This window comes from Streptomyces hirsutus (genome assembly GCF_001418415.1).
Lineage (GTDB): Bacteria > Actinomycetota > Actinomycetes > Streptomycetales > Streptomycetaceae > Streptomyces > Streptomyces hirsutus.
In genome coordinates, this window is record NZ_LIQT01000492.1 from 1 (window position 1) to 16,817 (window position 16,817).

Below are 16,817 nucleotides of genomic sequence, written 5' to 3' on the forward strand. Positions count from 1 at the left end.
CCCCGTCCCCACCACCTACCGGGTGCGGACCGCGAGCGGCGGACAGCACCTGTACTTCACCGCCCCGGACGGCGTCCGGCTCGCTAACACGGCGGGGACCGTGGCCGCTTCGGTCGACACCCGCGCATGGGGCGGCTACGTCGTCGCCGCCGGCAGCACCCTGCCCGCCGGAGCATACGAAGCATTGTGCGGCTCTGTGGCCGTCGCTCTGCCCCGGTGGCTGCACACCATCCTGCAACCGGCCCCCGTGCGCCCGGTGGGTCCGCTCCGACTCCCGGCAGTCGACGGGAGCCGTGCGGCCCTGGCCGCACTGGAAGCCGAATGCGCCATCGTTGCCGCCGCGCCGGAGGGGTTGCGCAACAGCACGTTGAACCGGTGCGCCTTCAAGGTGGGGCGGTTCGTCGCGTGGGGCGACCTCCCCCGGCACGTGGCTGAAGAGGCCTTCCAAGCGGCTGGAGAGGCGGTCGGGCTCACCGCTGCCGAGTGCACCACCACCATCCGCAGCGCCCTGAACAGCTCCCAGCGCACCGCCCGACCCCGGGAGACGGCATGACCACCCCGAACCGCCCCCGCTTGGAAGGCCAACCGTCGGCACCCACCGGCCCGCACGCCGCCGAACCGGCCATGCCCCGGCCGGTCGTGGGCGAGCCGAAAGGCGCCGCCCGCAAGGGCGTCGTCACTGCCCTTCCTCGCTCGAACCGGTTCCCGACCGGCGACGTGCGCCCCGGCACCGACCCGACGCCGGAGCGGCCCGGTATCCGCATCTACGCCCCGCCGGTCTACCGCCACCACTGGGACGGCGCCCGCTGGTCCACGCGGCACGGCGACACCCCCACCGCCGCCTACGCCTGCCCCTGCGGCCAGACCCGTGCCGCCGCCGGCCCGCGCGCCGTGGCCGCGCTGGTCACCGAGTACAAAGCCCACCTGTCCGGCTGCGCCGGAGCTCCCGCCCTACTGGAACGGAGGAACGCCGCATGACCGACACCATCGACGGGGCCGCGCTGCTCACCGAGGTGGAAGCCTTCCACCGCCGGTTCAACGTGTTTCCCACCGAGGCTGCCTACGTGGCCGTCGCGTTGTGGGACGCGCACGCGCACCTGCTGGACTGCTTCGACTCCACCCCGCGGCTCGCGTTCCTCTCTCCGGAGCCAGGGTCGGGGAAGTCGCGTGCGTTGGAGATCGTGGAAACCCTCGTGCCGCACCCCATGGTGGCCGTCAACGCGTCCGCCGCCGCCCTGTTTAGGGCGGTTTCCGGGGCCGACGGCCGGCCGACGATCCTGTTCGACGAGATCGACACCGTCTTCGGGCCCAAGGCGGGGGACAACGAGGAGTTGCGCGGGTTCCTCAATGCCGGTCACCGCCGCTCCGGGGTCACCTACCGGTGCATCGGCGACGGCGGCAATCAGACCGTGCAGGCGTTCCCGTCGTACTGTGCGGTCGCGGTCGCCGGTCTCGGCTCGCTGCCGGACACGATCCTGACCCGCTCCGTCGTCATCCGCATGCGCCGCCGGGCACGCAACGAGAAGGTGGAACCCTTCCGGGCCCGCATCCACGAAGCCGAGGGGCACAAACTCCGTGACCGGCTCGCGCAGTGGGCCGAACACGCCCGCGCGCAGGTCACCGGGGCATGGCCCCAGATGCCGGACGGGGTCACCGACCGGCCGGCCGACGTGTGGGAACCGCTGCTCGCCGTCGCCGACGCGGTCGGCGGTGACTGGCCCGACCGGGCCCGCGAAGTGTGCGTGACGCTGGTCAAGGCAGCGCAGTACACCGACAAGCACAGCCTCGGTATCCGGCTGCTCACCGACCTGCGCGACCACGTCCTCATCGGTATCGACCGCCTGCCCACCATCGCCATCATCGACCGGCTCAACGCCCTCGACGACGCTCCCTGGGCCGACCTGAACGGCAAGCCGCTCGACAACCGGCGCCTGTCCCGGATGCTCGGGGAGTACATGACGGCCGACAACGAGCCGATCCGCTCCCGCAACATCCGCACCGCCGGCGGGGTCCTCAAGGGATTCCACGCCGCCGACCTGGACGACGCGTGGGCCCGCTACTGCCCCGCCCCCCAGGACTCCGCTACATCCGCTACGCCGCTACAGCCCAGCTCAGAGCCCCTGAATCTGTAGCGGCAACCAAGCGTGTAGCGGCTACGCCCGCTACGGCGTAGCGCGTGCGTAGCCGCTACACGCCACCCGTCCGCTACAAAAAACCACCCGCTGACCTGCGATGTAGCGCTGTAGCGGATGTAGCGGACTTCCCAGAAGGGCCCCTGGACACCAGCCGAGGAGCAACCCCGGATGAGCATCACGCTTGCCTCTCCCGCTGAGCGGGTTCTGTACCGACCGGAAGAAGCAGCAGCGGCCCTGGGCATCGGCCGCTCGCTGGTCTACGAGGAAATCCGCCTTGGACGTCTCCAGACGGTTCGCATCGGCCGTCGGCGCCTCATCCCACCTGAGTACATCGCTCAGTACGTCGAACTACTCAAGCGCGAGGCAGAAAACGCCGCCTGACCTCATTCCCGTTCGTTCACATCAACTGGGCCGCGCCTCTGGGCGCGGTCCGCTCGCTTGGAGAGCACCGCATGACCGAGACCCCGAAGCGTGCCCGTAGGGCTGGCCACGGCGAAGACACGATCTACTGGGATGCCGCGAAGAACCGCTACGTGGGCGCCGTGTCCCTCGGGTATGCCCCGAACGGCAAGCGCTGCCGTCCGAAGGTGTACGGCAAGACCAAGACCGAGGTCCGCCAGAAGATCCGAGATCTGAAGAAGGAGGTGCAGTCGGGCGTCAAGACGCCGGCCAACTACACCGTGGCCGACGCGGTGAACGACTGGCTGGAACGCGGACTCAAGGGACGCGATGAGAAGGGCACCATCGGTAAGAATCGCGCGATGGCGAACAAGCACCTCCTCCCGTTCATCGGCAAGGCCAAGCTGAAGGATCTCAGCGCGGACGACGTCGACGACTGGTTGGACGGTAGGGCGGCATTCCTAGCAACGCGAAGCCTGCGTGACCTGCTCGCCATCCTGCGCCGTTCCATCGAGCACGCTCAGCGCAGGGACAAGGCCGCGCGGAACGTCGCCCTGCTCGTCACCGCGCCGGAAGGGCGCCCCGGACGCCCGAGCAAGGCGCTGAACCTGGAGCAGGCGAAAGCCGTGCTCACTGCCGCACGCCAGTCCCGGCTGTACGCCTACCTCGTGCTCTCACTCCTGAGCGGGGTACGTACGGAAGAGGCGCGGCCCCTCACTTGGGACCACGTCTTTCTGGAGACAGCGGACGGCGTCCCGCCTCACGTCGCCGTATGGCGATCAGTGCGCAAGCATGGCGAGACCAAGACCAGGAAGAGCCGTCGCACAATCGCCCTGCCGAGGCAGGTGGTCGCCGTCCTCGAGGAGCACAAGCGGTGGCAGAAGCAGGAACGGACATCGAGAGGGATGGAGTGGAGCCCGGCCGGCCGCGTCTTCACGACTCGGAGCGGGGAGCCGCTCGACGCGGCGAACGTCCGGCGCGATTTCAAGGGGATCGTTAAGAAGGCCGGACTGGAACCGGAGTGGACGCCGCGGGAGCTGCGGCACAGCTTCGTCTCGCTGCTCTCGGACCACGGCATGCCACTGGAGCGCATCGCCCAACTCGTCGGACACACCAGCCAGGCGACAACGGAGGCTGTCTACCGCAAGCAGCTTCGGCCGGTCATCACACAGGGCGCGGAGGCCATGGACGTGATCTTTGCTCAGCACCGCGAGGCTTGATCAGAATCCTTTGGCCCCCTGTTTGGCCCCCCGAGCACGACAGAGGCCACATACGGAAATCCGTATGTGGCCTCTGATCAGCGTCGGGGTGGCGGGATTTGAACCCACGACCTCTTCGTCCCGAACGAAGCGCGCTACCAAGCTGCGCCACACCCCGATCGTCGCTGCTCTCGCGGCGACGTCGTTTACTTTAGCCCACCGGTGGCTGGAGACGAAATCCGGTTTTGGCGCCCAGGCGGAGGGGGTCCGGGCGGGTGCGGTCCACGGCGATGAGGGTGACGGCCAGGCAGTACAGGACGAGGAGCAGGAGGAGGGAGACGCCCAGAACGTACGGGTGGCCGTGCCGGTCGGTGTCCTGGAAGGGGTAGAGGTAGCGGGTCGGGCCGGCGGGGAGGAACAGCCCGTGGAGCAGGGTGAAGGCCAGGTAGGCCGTCGGGTACAGGAGCCATGCGGCGGCGTGGGCGAGGCGTATGCGGGCCGGCGGGGAGAGGAGCAGCCAGTCCAGTACCGCCGCGATGGGGAGCGCCGTGTGCAGGGTGGGGGGCGCGAGCGCGGCCAGCGTCCCGGCCGGGCCGGTCAGGTTCGTCGGCTCGGTCGTCCCCGTCATCGTGTACGCCGGTGTCGCGTCCGCCAGGAGTACGTGGTGGAGCAGGGCTGCCGCGACCACGTACAGCAGCGCCGCTCCGGTCAGGGCGCCCGGGAGAGGGCGGCGGGCGGTCCAGGCGCGGCGGGCCGAGGCGAGCGTGACCACGGCCAGCAGGAGCGTGCTCTGGATCGTGAAGTGGCTCAGGACTCGTGTGGGGCTGCCGAGCAGGATCTCGACGGTCACCGCCGCGAGCGCCGCCAGTGCCAGGAGCAGGCGGTACGTCGCGGTCAGGGGGCGGCGCACCGGCGGTGCCACGGCTCCCGCGGGGGCGGACGAGGGCATGAGGTTCGTCCGTCTCCCGGGGATGACGGGGAGGTCAGGGATGTCCCTGGGTATCGGGGCGGTCATGGACCCCAGAGTGGGTGAATGACCTGGTCGGGGCGATGCGGGTGGGCCGGACGGGTGACATGGGGGCGCCGGCTCGGCCGTATAGGCCCCCACCTGGCCACCCGGCGACCCGGTCGAACAGTCACCCGGTCACACAGCCGTCCGGCCCCTGGCCCCTGCCCCCCGCCCGGTTCCTCGGCCGGCTACTCCCGTCCCACCAGCGTCATCAGCGTCGCCTCCGGCGGGCAGGCGAAGCGGACCGGGGTGTAGCGGTTGGTGCCGCAGCCCGCGGAGACGTGGAGGTAGGAGGTGCGGCCCTCGGACGTGTGCGTGGACAGGCCCTTCACCCGGTCGGTGTCCAGGTCGCAGTTGGTGACCAGCGCGCCGTAGAAGGGGATGCAGAGCTGGCCGCCGTGGGTGTGGCCGGCCAGGACCAGGGGGTAGCCGTCGGCCGTGAAGGAGTCCAGGACGCGCAGGTAGGGGGCGTGGACGACACCCATCGAGAAGTCCGCCGTGCTCGACGGGCCGCCCGCCACCTCCGCGTAGCGGTCCCGCTTGATGTGCGGGTCGTCCAGGCCGGTCAGCTCGATCGTGACGCCCTCGATCTTGAGGGCGTCCCTGGTGTTCGTCAGGTTGCGCCAGCCGGCGCCGTCGAAGCCGTCCCGCAGGTCCTCCCACGGGTTGTGGATCACGTTGGCGGCCGGGTCGTTGCCGTTCAGGCCGTGCCGGCCCTGGGCCTTCTCGATCAGGTAGCGGGCCGGGTTGCGCAGCTTGGGGCCGTAGTAGTCGTTGGAGCCGAAGACGTACGCGCCCGGGAGCTCCATCAGCGGGCCCAGCGCGTCCAGTACCTCCGGGACGCCCTCCGGGTCGGACAGGTTGTCGCCCGTGTTGATCACGAAGTCCGGGCGCAGGCCCGCCAGCGAGCGCAGCCAGCGCTGCTTCTTGCGCTGGCCGCTCACCAGGTGGATGTCGGAGACCTGCAGGACGCGCAGGGGGCGCATTCCGGCGGGCAGGACGGGGATCGTCACCCGCCGCAGCCGGAAGGAGCGGGCCTCGAAGCCCGCCGCGTACACCAGTCCGGCGGCACCGGCCGCCGTGATTCCCAGGGGGATTCCGTATCGCGCGCGCATGCGCCCATCGTGTCAGATCCGAGGGGAGTGGAAGGCCGCGGTGTCCTTCGGGCGGGCGGTCGGAGCCGGTGTCCGGCCGCCCGAACACGCCCGGGAACGCCGGGCCTTGGGGCGGGTTCGGGGCGGGAAGGAAATGCGCGGGCGTCCTGCCTCCCCTTCCTGCGACAATCGAGGCATGACCACGCTCAAGTCGAAGCTGCACGACGACCTCAACGTTGCGATCAGAGAGCGTGACGAGCTCAGCTCCTCCACGCTCCGGCTGACGCTCACCGCGATCACCAAGGAGGAGGTCGCGGGGAAGGAGAAGCGCGAGCTCTCCGACGACGAGGTCCTCAAGGTGATCACCCGTGAGGCGAAGAAGCGCCGTGAGGCGGCGGACGCCTTCGCGCAGGGCGGGCGTCCCGAGCAGGCCGAGCGGGAGAAGGCGGAGGGCGAGCTGCTCGCGCGGTACCTGCCCCGGCAGATGTCCGACGACGAGCTGAACGCGATCGTCTCCCAGGCCGTCGAGGAGGCGAAGGCGGCCGGCGCGGAGGGCCCGCGGGCCATGGGGGCGGTCATGAAGATCGTCAACCCGAAGGTGGCCGGACAGGCCGAGGGCGGCCGGGTCGCCGCCGCGGTGAAGAAGCTCCTCGCCGGCTGAGCCGGTGGGCGTCGGGCAGACGTCCGGTGAGCGAAAGCGTCCCGCCGGACGAGCCGGCGGACAGCGAAGGGCCCCTCCCTCCCGGTGCGGGAAAGAGGGGCCCTTCGCTGTGTCGTCGGTGTGCTGTCAGCGCCGCCCGCCCGGCCCGTTGCCGGGGCCCTGGATGAAGCCCTCCGGGATGGAGATGGTCGGGTTCGGCTCGGCCCCGCCGTTGGTGCCGGTGCCGGTGCCGCCGTCTCCGCCGTTTTCGCCGCCGCCCAGGCCGCCGATGAACCCGCCGCCGCCGTTGTTGCGGTCGTCGTCACGGTCCTCGTCGCCGTTCCCGCGGCCCCGGCCCCGGCCCCGACCCTTGTCCTCGTCGGGCTTCTTGCGGTCCGGGATGTGGATGAGGCTGAACTCGGGGGCTTCCTTGCCGTTCAGCGCGCCGCTCATCATGTCGCGCCAGATCGGGCCGGGCACCTGGCCACCGAACACCTTCGCGTGCCAGGTCCCGCCGATCGAGATGTCGACCATCTGCCGCTTGTGCTCGGGGTCGCCGACCCACACCGCACCGGCCAGGTTCGGCGTGTAGCCCACGAACCAGGCGGCGTAACGGAAGTCCGTCGTACCGGTCTTGCCCGCGCTCGGGCGGCTGCCGAGACCGGCCTCCGTACCCGTACCGTCCTCGACGACGCCCCGCAGGAGCGTGTTTATGGTGTCGGCCGTCTTCTCCGACATCGCGCGCGAGCACGTCGACTTCGGGACCGGAAGCGACTTCGACTTCTCGCCGACGCGCTGGCTGATGGACTCGATGGCGACCGGCGTGCAGTACATGCCGCGCGAGGCGAACGTGGCGTAGCCGTTCGCCATGGTCAGCGGGGACATCTCCTGGGTGCCGAGGGCGATCGACGGCGCCTGCATCATCTTGTTGCCGTCGGCCCGCTCGACGCCCATCTGCTTCGCCATCTGCGTCACCGGGCAGATGCCGATGTCGCTGATCATCTCGATGTAGTAGGTGTTGACCGACTTCGCGGTCGCTTCCTTCATGTCGTACGGGCCGACCTCGGTCTCGTTCTCGTTCTCGACCGGGACGCCCGACTCGTTCCACGTCTTGCCCTCGCAGGCCGAGACCGGGGTCGGGTAGTCCATCTGGTACGGCGAGGCGTACGTCTTCGTCGCCGGCATCCCGCCCTCGAGGGCGGCCGCGGCCACGATCGGCTTGAACGTCGAACCGGGCTGATAGCCGGCGCCACCGCCCATGCCCTGGTCCACGGAGAGGTTGATCTGCGTCTCGTTCTTGCCGAAGCCGTACGGACGCGACTGGCCCATGGCGCGGATCTTGCCGGTGCCGGGCTCGATGACGCTGGCGGCGGTGGCCACCTCGTCGCTCTTGTTGACGTGGCTCTTGACCGACGCCTGCAGGGACTTCTGCGCCTGCGATTCGAGCGTCGTACGGATCGTCAGACCGCCGTGGTTCCAGACCTTGGCCCGCGCTTCCGGGGTCTTGCCGAAGGTCGGGTCGGTCAGGAACACCTGGCGCACGTAGTCGCAGAAGAAGCCCGCGCCGTCGACCGCCGTGATGCAGCCGTTCTTCGGCTTGCTGACCTTCAGCCCGAGCGGTGTGTTCGACGCCTCGGTGGCCTGCTCCTCGGAGATGTCGCCGACCTGGGCCATCCGCGTCAGGACGACATTGCGCCGCTTGAGGGCCTCCGTCTCGTCGTTCACCGGGTCGTACCGGCTCGGCGACTGGACGAGGCCAGCGATGAGCGCCGACTCCTGGAGGTTGAGGTCCTTGGCGGGCTTGGAGAAGTAGCGCTGGGCGGCGGCCTCCACGCCGTAGGCCTGCTGGCCGAAGTACGTGATGTTCAGGTAGTTCTCGAGGATCTTCTTCTTGCCCAGCTCCTCCTCGACCTGGATCGCGAACTTCAGCTCGCGGATCTTGCGGCCGATCGTCTGCTGGGTGGCCTGCGCGACCTTCGTCGGGTCGTCGCCGGCCTCCTCCACGAAGACGTTCTTCACGTACTGCTGCGTCAGGGTGGAGGCACCCTGGGAGACGCCGCCGCTCTGCGCGTTGCGGTTCATCGCGCGCAGTACGCCCTTCAGGTCGACCGCGCCGTGCTCGTAGAAGCGCGAGTCCTCGATCGCGACGATCGCCTTCTGGAGGTGCGGCGAGATGTCCTTGAGGTCGACCACCGTGCGGTCGCGCGAGTAGACGGTGGCGATCTTGCCGCCCGCCGCGTCGAGGATGGTGGTGCGCTGGCTGAGCGGGGGCGTCTTGAGGTTGGCGGGGAGTTCGTCGAAGCTCTCCACCGACCCCTTGGCGGCGAGGCCCAGCGCTCCCACGGCGGGCAGCGCGATACCGGCCAGCACGGCCCCCGACAGGACACTGACACCGAGGAACTTCGCGGCCTGCTGCGTTGCCGACAGGCCGCCGCCCGAGCGCTTCTTTGGCATGGGAGCAGCCTACGTTCTCATTTGCCGGACACGCGTACAGGCCTTGGCCTAAGCTGCCCACAACTGTCACAGCAGTGAGGTCACGTATCAATACGTCGGGCGACCCCGAATCGTTCCGGATCTCTCCGAATTTTTTTGTCGGGGCGTGGGGGATACGTGTCCGGATCCACCTTCCGTGTCACATGGTGTCCGTTGTGACGCAAGTGAAACGCCCCGAAGCGTCGGGATTGTCGCGCATGTCGCCAGCTCACTCCCCCGGGTGATCTGCCGCTTACCCATAGTCCGTTCGGGCCATTCAAGTTGGGCCCGCTGGGGGTGTTGCGCTGTGCCCACCTTCCGTAACGTCCTCAACTGGCGGCGGTGAATATGCCGCTGCCGCCGTGGGGGAGCCTCGATTCGGGAGAGGACGGCGCCGGTATGGGCTGGGTTACCGACTGGAGTGCGCAGGCTGCCTGCCGCACTACTGATCCGGATGAACTGTTCGTTCAAGGAGCAGCGCAGAACAGGGCCAAGGCGGTGTGCACCGGGTGTCCGGTACGCACGGAGTGCCTGGCCGACGCGCTCGACAACCGCGTCGAGTTCGGCGTGTGGGGAGGCATGACGGAACGTGAGCGCCGCGCACTGCTGCGCCGGAGGCCCACGGTGACGTCCTGGCGCCGGCTGCTGGAGACCGCGCGCACGGAGTACGAGCAGGGGACAGGCGTCATGCCCCTCGACGACGACGAGGTGTACGCGAGCTTCGCGGCGGTGGGCTGAGGGTTCTCGGGGCCTCGGCCCCTGCTCCGCGTGGGCGGGGCTCCGGGCGGGGCCTTGCACCGGCGCCCGCAGCCGGGCGGACCTCCGAACGGGCTTTTGGGTGCTCCTCGGGTCGGTCCTCCGGTCGGTCCTCCGGCAGTCTTCGGGGCGGGCGGTGCTCGGCCGAGCGGCAGGGGGCGTCCGGCAAGGGGCGCCCGTCAGGGTATGTCGGTGCGCCTCAGGGCGTGTTGGCGCCGGGGTGCCGGTGAAAGACGGGGCATGGCGCCGTCGTCAGGGCGTGCCGAGCCGTCAGAGCGTGCCGACGCGTGTCAGGCACTCGCCTCGGGCAGCTCCGGCCGGTTGGTCGCGAGCCGGTCGCCGATGGCCCGCAGTCCCGTGAGGTCGTGCACGTCGCCGGGCAGCGCGGCCACTTCCGTCACCGCCACCTCGGGGTGGAGCGCGGTGAAGCGGTCACGTGTGCGCTGCTCGCGTGAGAGCAGCTGCATCCGCTCGGCGTGCAGCCTCAACAGGCCTGCGGTGAGCTGGTCGACGGACCGCTCCGCGGCCGCCTCGTCGTCCGTCCTGCCGGCGCCGGTGTCGTCCACGGTGGCGGGGGAGCCTCCGTCGGGGACGTCGTCCTGTGCCGGTGTCCCGGGTGCTTCCGGAGGGGGAGTCTCCGCAGCGGGGGTGCTTGAACTTTCGTATGTGTCGGGGGAGTTACGAAGTCCAGCTTTCCCGTCCTCCTGATCCACAATGCGGGAGTCCTCAAGATTTTCCGCGGCGGCCAGTGCCCGCTCGGCCGACAGCCGGTCGGCGCCGCTGCCGTGGACCCGGTTGAGGACCAAGCCGGCCAACGGCATGTCCTCGGCGGCCAGTCGTTCCACGAAGTACGCGGCCTCGCGCAGCGCGTCCCGCTCCGGGGCCGCGACCACCAGGAACGCGGTCCCGGGCGCCTGGAGCAGCTTGAAGGTGGCGTCCGCGCGGGTACGGAACCCGCCGAACATGGAGTCCATCGCCGCCACGAACGTCTGCATGTCGTTCAGCAGTTGCCCCCCGAGCACCTTTCCCAGAACACCGGTCATCATGGACATCCCGACGTTCAGGAATTTCATCCCCGCCCGGCCGCCGACCTTCGCCGGGGTCAGCAGTACGCGGATGAGCTTGCCGTCGAGGAAGGAGCCGAGCCGCTTCGGCGCGTCCAGGAAGTCCAGCGCGGACCGGGACGGCGGGGTGTCGACGACGATGAGGTCCCACTCGTCACGGGCCCGCAGCTGCCCCAGCTTCTCCATCGCCATGTACTCCTGCGTGCCCGCGAAGCCCGCCGAGAGCGACTGGTAGAAGGGGTTGCCCAGAATCGCGGAGGCCCGCTCGGGATCCGCGTGCGCCTCGACGATCTCGTCGAAGGTGCGCTTCATGTCGAGCATCATCGCGTGCAGTTCGCCGCCCGCGGAGTCGTCTATGCCCTTGACCCGGCGGGGGATGTTGTCGAGCGAGTCGATGCCCATGGACTGGGCGAGTCTGCGGGCCGGGTCGATGGTCAGGACGACCACCTTGCGCCCCCGCTCGGCCGCGCGCAGGCCCAGCGCCGCGGCGGTGGTCGTCTTGCCGACCCCGCCCGAACCGCAGCACACCACGATCCGGGTGCCGCGGTCCTCGATCAGCGGATCGACGTCGAGCGTGGGGACGGGGGAGAGGCTGTGGCGGGCCGAGTGGGCCGAGCCGCCCGAGTGGGCCGGGTCGTGCGCGTGCGCCGGTTCCGGACGACGACTCATGACATCCCCTGCTTCCGATACTTCCGACTCGGTTCTCGACGGGTTTCCCGGTTCGGCTTCCGGCTCGTGGCGGAGGGCGGCGCGACGAGCACACCCGCTACGGCGCCCGCGCCGGGTACGCCCGGTACCGTGCCCGGGGTGAGTGCGCGCGGGCCGAGCGCGCCCGGGGCGAGTGCGGCCGTGGTCGGCGCGGCGCCGCCGGGAGGGTTCCTGCCGGTCATGACACGCCCTGGGCGCGGAGTTCCTTGGCCAGCGTGTACAGGCCCGCCAGGTCCATGCCCTCCGCGAGCAGCGGCAGCTCGTGCCGGGGCAGATCCACCTCGGCCAGTGCGGCACGCTGCTCGGCCTCCAGCGCGTACCGCTCGGCGTACTCCTCCGCCTGCGCGAGCAGGGGGTCCACCAGCCGCTCGGCGTGCCCCCCGCGCCGCGCGCCGCCGAGACCGGCGGAGGACAACGACCGCGCGACGGAGGAACGCGTGACCGTTCCCACGAGTTCCAGATCGGCCGCGTCCAGCAACCCGGGGCGCACCATGTTCACGATGATCCGCCCCACCGGCAGCCGGGCCGCCCGCAGCTCGGCGATGCCGTCCACGGTCTCCTGGACCGGCATCTCCTCCAGCAGCGTGACCAGGTGCACCGCCGTCTCCGGTGATTTCAGCACCCGCATCACGGCCTGCGCCTGATTGTGTATCGGACCGATCTTGGCGAGTCCGGCGACCTCGTCGTTGACGTTGAGGAAACGGGTGATGCGCCCGGTCGGCGGGGCGTCCATCACGACGTAGTCGTAGACGAACCGCCCGCTCCTGTCCTTGCGCCGTACCGCCTCGCACGCCTTGCCGGTCAGCAGGACGTCCCGCACACCGGGCGCGATGGTGGTCGCGAAGTCGATCGCGCCGAGCTTCTTCAGGGCCCGTCCGGCACTGCCCAGTTTGTAGAACATCTGGAGGTAGTCCAGGAGGGCACGTTCGGCGTCGATGGCGAGGGCGTGCACCTCCCCGCCGCCGGGAGCGACGGCGATCTTCCGTTCCTCGTACGGCAACGCCTCCGTCTCGAAGACCTGTGCGATGCCCTGGCGGCCCTCGACCTCGACGAGAAGCGTCCGCTTCCCCTCCGTGGCCAGAGCCAGCGCGAGGGCCGCGGCCACCGTGGTCTTGCCGGTTCCGCCCTTGCCACTGACGACCTGAAGCCTGCTCACGCCTTTGAGCCTAATTCCTCCCCGCGCGCCCCGTCGGCTCCGGGGGAGAGTTCCCCGGAAACCAGAGGCTAGAGTCGCGGCATGACGAAATGGGAGTACTCCACGGTTCCGCTGCTGGTCCACGCCACGAAGCAGATTCTGGACACTTGGGGCGAGGACGGCTGGGAACTCGTGCAGGTCGTTCCCGGGCCGAACAACCCCGAGCAGCTGGTGGCCTACCTGAAGCGGGAGAAGCAGGCATGAGCGCGGTCGAGGCGAAGCTGGCCGAGCTCGGACTGAGGCTGCCCGAGGTCGTCCCGCCGCTGGCCGCGTACCGTCCGGCCGTGCTGTCCGGGCGGTACGTCCACACCGCCGGCCAGCTGCCCATGGTGGACGGCGAGCTCGCGCTGACCGGCAAGGTCGGCGCCGAGGTCACGGCGGAGGAGGCCAAGGAGCTGGCCCGCACCTGCGCGCTGAACGCCCTCGCCGCCGTGAAGTCCGTCGCCGGCGACCTGGACCGCGTCGCACGCGTGGTCAAGGTCACCGGGTTCGTGGCCTCGGCCACGGACTTCACGGGCCAGCCGGGCGTCCTCAACGGCGCGAGCGAGCTGCTGGTCGACGTCCTCGGCGACAAGGGCGTCCACGCCCGCAGCGCGGTGGGCGTCGCGGTACTGCCGCTGGACGCTCCGGTGGAGATCGAGATCCAGGTGGAACTGACCGAGGCGGGCTGACCGAGGCGGGCTGACCGGGACAGGCCTTGACCGGGGCGGGCTGACGGCTGTGGGCGGCCGATGACCCGGCGGCCCACGGGGACGAGGGCGGCCCGGCCCCCTCTCCCCCGTGGGCACTCGAACATCAGCCCCTCACGGGATAGCCTCCGGCCATGGCGAATGCTCAGGCTGATGGGCGGACCGGGGGTCGAACGGGTGACCGGGCCGAGAGCCGGACGGGTGGCCCGGCCGGTGGGCAGTGGTGTCCGCCGGAATGGCCGGAGCGCATCCGTGCGCTCGCGGACGGCACCCTCGTCCCGGTCACGCCGAAGCGCGCGGCCACCGTCATGCTCCTGAAGGACGCCGCTGACGGCTATGCCGTCCACATGCTGCGCCGACGCGCCTCCATGGCCTTCGCCGGGGGCGCGTACGCCTACCCCGGCGGTGGCGTCGACCCGCGCGACGACGACCTGCACGTCCGCTGGGCGGGTCCCACGCGCGCGTGGTGGGCGGACAGGCTCGGCGTGGACGACATGGCGGCCCAGGCGATCGTCTGCGCCGCCGTGCGCGAGACGTACGAGGAAGCCGGGGTGCTGCTCGCGGGCCCGACGCCCGACTCCGTGATCGGCGACACCACGGGCCCGGACTGGGAGGCGGACCGCGTGGCGCTCGTCGCGCGGGACCTGTCCTTCGCGGAGTTCCTCGACCGCCGGGGGCTGGTCCTGCGCTCGGACCTGCTCGGGGTGTGGACCCGGTGGATCACCCCGGAGTTCGAGTCCCGCCGCTACGACACCTGGTTCTTCGTCGCCGCCCTCCCCGAGGGCCAGCGCACCCGGAACGCCTCCACGGAGGCCGACCGCACGGTGTGGATCGCCCCGCGCGAGGCGGCCGCCGCGTACGACCGGAGCGAGCTGCTGATGATGCCGCCGACGATCGCGACCCTGCGCCAGCTGACGGCGTATACGACGGCGGCGCAGGCGCTCGAGGCGGCACCCGCGCGCGACCTCACGCCGGTGATGGTCACCACGCGGCTCGACGAGGACGGGATCGTGCTGTCCTGGCCGGGGTACGACGAGTTCACCCTGCACATCCCGAACGGTGGAGCCACGACATGACGGACGCGGCAGCCCTCCCCGGCCAACCGCGCGGAGGGGTCCTCTCCGGACCCGCCACCGCGCGGGCGGTCAACGTCCTGGCCCCGAACGCCTCGGCGATGACCCTGGACGGCACCAACACCTGGATCCTCTCGGAACCCGACTCCGCGCGGGCGGTCGTGATCGACCCGGGCCCCCTGGACGAGGGGCATCTGCGCAACGTCGTCGACACCGCCGAGCGGGCCGGCCGGCGCGTCGCCCTCATCCTGCTGACGCACGGTCACCCGGACCACTCCGAGGGCGCCGCCCGCTTCGCCGAGCTGACCGGCACGAAGGTACGGGCGCTGGACCCGGAGCTGCGCCTGGGGGACGAGGGGCTGGCCGGCGGGGACGTGGTCACCGTGGACGGCCTGGAACTGCGGGTCGTCCCCGCCCCCGGTCACACCGCCGACTCGCTGGCCTTTCACCTGCCGGCCGACGGGGCCGTCCTCACCGGCGACACGGTCCTGGGACGCGGTACGACCGTCGTGGCCCACCCCGACGGCCGCCTCGGCGACTATCTGGACACGCTGCGCCGTCTGCGCTCGCTCACGGTCGACGACGGCGTCCACACGATCCTGCCGGGCCACGGTCCCGTACTGGAGGACGCCCAGGGCGCCGTCGAGTACTACCTGGCCCACCGGGCGCACCGCCTCGCCCAGGTGGAGACGGCCGTCGAGAACGGTCACCACAGCCCGTCCGACGTCGTCGCCCACGTCTACGCCGATGTGGACCGCTCCCTCTGGCCGGCTGCGGAGCTGTCGGTCCGCGCGCAGCTGGAGTACCTGCGGGAGCACGGGCTCATCTAGGGCAGGCCCCGAGGCTCCGAGGCTCTGAAGCCCCAGGGCCTCAAAGCCCTGAAGCCCTGAAGCGCAAGACCCCGGGGTCTGCAGTCCGCTCCACGTCCGTTCGGCGGAACCCCGGGGCCGGGCCGATGCGCAGGGGGCTCCTGCCCGAGCGTCCAGTCCCTACCCGAGCGTCCAGCCCCTGCCCGGACGTCCGGCCGAGGGACGGGGCAGGGGCGGCGGCGGTAGGGCCCGGGTCAGGTCAGCGGGACCGCTTCGCGAGGCGTTCCACGTCCAGGAGGATCACCGCGCGGGCCTCCAGCCGGAGCCAGCCGCGCTGGGCGAAGTCCGCCAGGGCCTTGTTGACCGTCTCGCGGGACGCGCCGACCAACTGGGCCAGTTCCTCCTGCGTGAGGTCGTGGACGACGTGGATGCCCTCCTCGGACTGCACGCCGAAGCGGCGGGAGAGGTCCAGCAGGGCACGGGCCACCCGGCCCGGAACGTCGGAGAAGACCAGGTCCGACATGGCGTCGTTGGTCTTGCGCAGCCGGCGCGCGACGGCCCGCAGCAGCGCGGTGGCCACCTCGGGGCGGGCGTTCAGCCAGGGCTGGAGGTCGCCGTGGCCGAGGGCGAGCAGCTTGACCTCGGTCAGTGCCGTGGCGGTCGCGGTGCGCGGGCCCGGGTCGAAGAGCGACAGCTCGCCGATGAGCTCGCTGGGCCCGACGACGGCCAGCATGTTCTCCCGGCCGTCGGGGGAGGTGCGGTGGAGCTTGACCTTGCCCTCGGTGACCACGTAGAGCCGGTCTCCGGGATCGCCCTCGTGGAACAGGGAGTCGCCCCGTGCGAGGGTCACTTCGGTCAGCGAGGCGCGAAGCTCCGCGGCCTGCTCGTCATCGAGCGCCGCGAAGAGCGGGTTCCGCCGCAGAACGTCGTCCACGTGATTCTCTCCTTGTCGACCTGCTCAGGGGACCTTCGGCCCCCACGTACCAGGGGTCCGGGGTGCCCATTTTGCCGGACAGTCCAAACAGTGTGATCTGTCACAAGGATGCCGCACCGACCTGCCCGGGTAAGCGGCAGGGGTCCAATTGGGGGCCGATCTTCAGGGGTCGGGACGGATGTCAGCACCGAGCCGTAGGCTGGCCGGGTGGCCAAAACGCCGGTGAGAGTGCACGCCCCAGGGGCTGTTCGGGTGGCGGCACACCGGGATTCCGCTGTGGGCGAACAGGGCTCCGACGGCGGCAGGGAAACGGAGAAACCGACAGAGAAGGCGCCGGTGAAGAAGAAATCGACCGCGAGTGCGACCACGAGTGCGACCGCGGGTGAGCGTGCGAGGTCGCGCAGCGCGGCCGGGGCGAAGTCCGCGGCCGCCGCCGAGCCGCCCGCGGCGGAGTCGCGCATCGCCCTCGTCCGCCGCGCCCGGCGGATCAACCGGGAGCTCGCCGAGGTGTTTCCGTACGCCCATCCCGAGCTGGACTTCGAGAACCCCTTCCAACTCGTGGTCGCCACGGTCCTGTCGGCCCAGACCACCGACCTGCGCGTCAACCAGACGACCCCCGCCCTCTTCGCCAAGTACCCCAC

The 16,817-nt window shown here is 70.7% G+C and carries 18 protein-coding genes and 1 tRNA gene; 12 read left to right on the forward strand and 7 right to left on the reverse strand.

Annotated elements, in window-relative coordinates; genetic code table 11:
• From AOK11_RS32050 to AOK11_RS32070, 5 genes are all read left to right on the forward strand, one after another.
• Positions 1-553 (forward strand): bifunctional DNA primase/polymerase (locus AOK11_RS32050; RefSeq protein ID WP_206188971.1); only part of this gene is annotated, 553 nt, incomplete at its 5' end.
• Positions 550-978 (forward strand): hypothetical protein, encoded by a 429-nt coding sequence (locus AOK11_RS32055; RefSeq protein WP_240497568.1) that lies wholly within the window; start codon positions 550-552, stop codon positions 976-978. The genes AOK11_RS32050 and AOK11_RS32055, both read left to right, overlap by 4 nt.
• Positions 975-2,132 carry a DUF3631 domain-containing protein gene (locus AOK11_RS32060; RefSeq protein WP_055597198.1) on the forward strand — a complete coding sequence of 386 codons (1,158 nt, stop codon included), beginning with the start codon at positions 975-977 and terminating at the stop codon, positions 2,130-2,132. The genes AOK11_RS32055 and AOK11_RS32060 overlap by 4 nt, the downstream gene beginning before the upstream one ends.
• A 171-nt stretch (positions 2,133-2,303) precedes the next feature.
• A complete protein-coding gene (locus tag AOK11_RS32065; RefSeq protein WP_055597199.1) occupies positions 2,304-2,516 on the forward strand; it encodes a helix-turn-helix domain-containing protein in 213 nt (70 codons plus the stop codon).
• A 71-nt stretch (positions 2,517-2,587) separates the two neighbouring features.
• The gene (locus AOK11_RS32070) at positions 2,588-3,754 is read left to right on the forward strand and encodes a site-specific integrase (RefSeq protein WP_055597200.1); all 1,167 of its coding nucleotides are present in this window, start codon (positions 2,588-2,590) and stop codon (positions 3,752-3,754) included.
• 83 nt (positions 3,755-3,837) lie between these two features.
• On the opposite strand, the gene AOK11_RS32075 is transcribed toward AOK11_RS32070, so the two are convergent.
• The 3 genes from AOK11_RS32075 to AOK11_RS32085 form a co-directional block, all read right to left on the reverse strand.
• Positions 3,838-3,911, reverse strand: a tRNA-Pro gene (locus AOK11_RS32075).
• A 33-nt stretch (positions 3,912-3,944) separates the two neighbouring features.
• Positions 3,945-4,748, reverse strand: a complete 804-nt coding sequence (locus AOK11_RS32080; RefSeq protein WP_055597201.1) for a Pr6Pr family membrane protein — start codon at positions 4,746-4,748, stop codon at positions 3,945-3,947.
• Between the two features lie 182 nt (positions 4,749-4,930).
• Positions 4,931-5,857 (reverse strand): metallophosphoesterase, encoded by a 927-nt coding sequence (locus tag AOK11_RS32085; RefSeq protein ID WP_055597202.1) that lies wholly within the window; start codon positions 5,855-5,857, stop codon positions 4,931-4,933.
• Between the two features lie 175 nt (positions 5,858-6,032).
• On the opposite strand from AOK11_RS32085, the gene AOK11_RS32090 reads away from it, so the two are divergent.
• A complete protein-coding gene (locus tag AOK11_RS32090) occupies positions 6,033-6,497 on the forward strand; it encodes a GatB/YqeY domain-containing protein (RefSeq protein ID WP_055597203.1) in 465 nt (154 codons plus the stop codon).
• Positions 6,498-6,623: 126 nt separating this feature from the next.
• Here the strand turns inward: AOK11_RS32090 and AOK11_RS32095 are convergent, their stop codons facing one another.
• Positions 6,624-8,930, reverse strand: a complete 2,307-nt coding sequence (locus AOK11_RS32095; protein ID WP_055597204.1) for a transglycosylase domain-containing protein — start codon at positions 8,928-8,930, stop codon at positions 6,624-6,626.
• Positions 8,931-9,347: 417 nt separating this feature from the next.
• Between AOK11_RS32095 and AOK11_RS32100 the strand changes: the two genes are divergently transcribed.
• The gene (locus tag AOK11_RS32100) at positions 9,348-9,686 is read left to right on the forward strand and encodes a WhiB family transcriptional regulator (RefSeq protein WP_055597205.1); all 339 of its coding nucleotides are present in this window, start codon (positions 9,348-9,350) and stop codon (positions 9,684-9,686) included.
• A gap of 308 nt (positions 9,687-9,994) precedes the next feature.
• Here the strand turns inward: AOK11_RS32100 and bagB are convergent, their stop codons facing one another.
• Together bagB and bagA are read right to left on the reverse strand one after the other, a co-directional pair.
• Entirely contained in the window at positions 9,995-11,437 is a 1,443-nt protein-coding gene (gene bagB / locus AOK11_RS32105; protein ID WP_055597206.1) for an ATPase BagB, read from the reverse strand.
• Positions 11,438-11,654: 217 nt separating this feature from the next.
• Entirely contained in the window at positions 11,655-12,632 is a 978-nt protein-coding gene (gene bagA / locus AOK11_RS32110) for an ATPase BagA (protein WP_055597207.1), read from the reverse strand.
• Between the two features lie 81 nt (positions 12,633-12,713).
• Here bagA and AOK11_RS42305 point away from each other — a divergent pair, with 81 nt between their 5' ends.
• The 4 genes from AOK11_RS42305 to AOK11_RS32125 all read left to right on the forward strand — a co-directional run bounded on the left by AOK11_RS42305 (position 12,714) and on the right by AOK11_RS32125 (position 15,263).
• Positions 12,714-12,875, forward strand: coding sequence for a Sp36 family protein (locus tag AOK11_RS42305; RefSeq protein ID WP_019355547.1), 162 nt, complete (start codon positions 12,714-12,716; stop codon positions 12,873-12,875).
• Complete coding sequence (locus AOK11_RS32115; RefSeq protein WP_055597208.1) at positions 12,872-13,342, forward strand: RidA family protein; 471 nt, start codon at positions 12,872-12,874, stop codon at positions 13,340-13,342. Before AOK11_RS42305 ends, AOK11_RS32115 begins: the two co-directional genes overlap by 4 nt.
• A 152-nt stretch (positions 13,343-13,494) precedes the next feature.
• Positions 13,495-14,436: an NUDIX hydrolase gene (locus AOK11_RS32120; protein WP_240497569.1), complete on the forward strand. Its 942-nt coding sequence runs from the start codon at positions 13,495-13,497 to the stop codon at positions 14,434-14,436.
• The gene (locus tag AOK11_RS32125) at positions 14,433-15,263 is read left to right on the forward strand and encodes an MBL fold metallo-hydrolase (protein WP_055597209.1); all 831 of its coding nucleotides are present in this window, start codon (positions 14,433-14,435) and stop codon (positions 15,261-15,263) included. Before AOK11_RS32120 ends, AOK11_RS32125 begins: the two co-directional genes overlap by 4 nt.
• A gap of 238 nt (positions 15,264-15,501) precedes the next feature.
• On the opposite strand, the gene AOK11_RS32130 is transcribed toward AOK11_RS32125, so the two are convergent.
• Complete coding sequence (locus AOK11_RS32130; protein ID WP_055572875.1) at positions 15,502-16,176, reverse strand: Crp/Fnr family transcriptional regulator; 675 nt, start codon at positions 16,174-16,176, stop codon at positions 15,502-15,504.
• 336 nt (positions 16,177-16,512) lie between these two features.
• Between AOK11_RS32130 and AOK11_RS32135 the strand changes: the two genes are divergently transcribed.
• A partial coding sequence (locus AOK11_RS32135; RefSeq protein WP_420903034.1) for an endonuclease III domain-containing protein occupies positions 16,513-16,817 on the forward strand: 305 nt, incomplete at its 3' end.

What these genes read in the sequence shown, in the direction of transcription:
- AOK11_RS32120 (WP_240497569.1), top strand. Translation starts at nt 13,495, where the DNA reads ATGGCGAATGCTCAGGCTGATGGGCGGACCGGGGGTCGAACGGGTGAC.
- AOK11_RS32080 (WP_055597201.1), bottom strand. Translation starts at nt 4,748, where the DNA reads ATGACCGCCCCGATACCCAGGGACATCCCTGACCTCCCCGTCATCCCC.
- AOK11_RS32070 (WP_055597200.1), top strand. Translation starts at nt 2,588, where the DNA reads ATGACCGAGACCCCGAAGCGTGCCCGTAGGGCTGGCCACGGCGAAGAC.
- AOK11_RS32125 (WP_055597209.1), top strand. Translation starts at nt 14,433, where the DNA reads ATGACGGACGCGGCAGCCCTCCCCGGCCAACCGCGCGGAGGGGTCCTC.
- AOK11_RS32085 (WP_055597202.1), bottom strand. Translation starts at nt 5,857, where the DNA reads ATGCGCGCGCGATACGGAATCCCCCTGGGAATCACGGCGGCCGGTGCC.
- AOK11_RS32055 (WP_240497568.1), top strand. Translation starts at nt 550, where the DNA reads ATGACCACCCCGAACCGCCCCCGCTTGGAAGGCCAACCGTCGGCACCC.
- bagB (WP_055597206.1), bottom strand. Translation starts at nt 11,437, where the DNA reads ATGAGTCGTCGTCCGGAACCGGCGCACGCGCACGACCCGGCCCACTCG.
- AOK11_RS32090 (WP_055597203.1), top strand. Translation starts at nt 6,033, where the DNA reads ATGACCACGCTCAAGTCGAAGCTGCACGACGACCTCAACGTTGCGATC.
- AOK11_RS32115 (WP_055597208.1), top strand. Translation starts at nt 12,872, where the DNA reads ATGAGCGCGGTCGAGGCGAAGCTGGCCGAGCTCGGACTGAGGCTGCCC.
- AOK11_RS32065 (WP_055597199.1), top strand. Translation starts at nt 2,304, where the DNA reads ATGAGCATCACGCTTGCCTCTCCCGCTGAGCGGGTTCTGTACCGACCG.
- AOK11_RS32100 (WP_055597205.1), top strand. Translation starts at nt 9,348, where the DNA reads ATGGGCTGGGTTACCGACTGGAGTGCGCAGGCTGCCTGCCGCACTACT.
- AOK11_RS32095 (WP_055597204.1), bottom strand. Translation starts at nt 8,930, where the DNA reads ATGCCAAAGAAGCGCTCGGGCGGCGGCCTGTCGGCAACGCAGCAGGCC.
- AOK11_RS42305 (WP_019355547.1), top strand. Translation starts at nt 12,714, where the DNA reads ATGACGAAATGGGAGTACTCCACGGTTCCGCTGCTGGTCCACGCCACG.
- AOK11_RS32060 (WP_055597198.1), top strand. Translation starts at nt 975, where the DNA reads ATGACCGACACCATCGACGGGGCCGCGCTGCTCACCGAGGTGGAAGCC.